General features: G+C 66.6%; 1 protein-coding gene. It reads right to left on the reverse strand.

Annotated elements, in window-relative coordinates:
* Positions 1–908 (reverse strand): acyl carrier protein (locus ON32_RS23440; protein ID WP_245551264.1); only part of this gene is annotated, 908 nt, incomplete at its 3' end.
* Positions 909–918: the final 10 nt, after the last annotated feature.

Here is a 918-nt window from a genome sequence, read left to right on the forward strand (position 1 = left end):
AACGCCTCCCACGACACCTCCAACAACTGCCGCTGCTGCGGATCCATCGCCGCCGCCTCACGCGGACCCACCCCGAAAAACCCCGCATCGAAACCACCCGGATCATCCAAAAACCCCGCACGCCGCGCATACACCGTCCCCGGCCTATCCGGATCCGAATCGAACAACCGCTCCAGATCCCACCCCCGATCCACCGGATACCCACCGGTCGCATCCACACCCGAAACAAGCAGATCCCACAAATCCTCCGGCGACCCCACCCCACCGGGAAACCGACACCCCATCCCCACAATCGCAATCGGCTCATCAACCCCCACCCGACGCCCCACTCTCCCGAACCGCCCACCCCGCCTCGACCCCACCGACTCCGGCTCCACCCGAGCCAACACCAACGCCGCCACCGCCGCCGGAGTCGGATGATCGAACACCAACGTCGACGGCAGCGTCACACCCGTGGCCTTGCCCAACCGATTACGGAACTCCACCGCACCCAACGAATCGAAACCGATCTCGTCGAACCGCTGATCGGGACGGATGTCGTTACCGGAATCATGGCCGAGCACAGCGGCCACCTGCTCACGCACCACCTCCAGCACGACATCACCACGCTGCGCCTGCGGCACCTGCGCCAACCGAGCACCCAGGGCCCCCGTCGCAACACCCACCGAAGACTTCGCAGCCCGTATCGGAGATGCCGAATGCCGCACGAACCCGTGCAGCACCGCGGGAACCTCCTCGGGGTCGGCCCCACGACGCAACACACCCGCATCGAACCGAATCGGAACCACCACCGACTCCGAACCGGCCACCGCGGCATCGAACAACCGCACACCCTCGGCATCCCCGAGCCGGCCCAACCCCAACCGCTCCCACCGAGCAACAGCAGCCCGATCCAAAGCGCCGGTCATCCCACTGCCC

This window comes from Nocardia paucivorans NBRC 100373 (genome assembly GCF_000308675.1).
GTDB lineage: Bacteria > Actinomycetota > Actinomycetes > Mycobacteriales > Mycobacteriaceae > Nocardia > Nocardia paucivorans.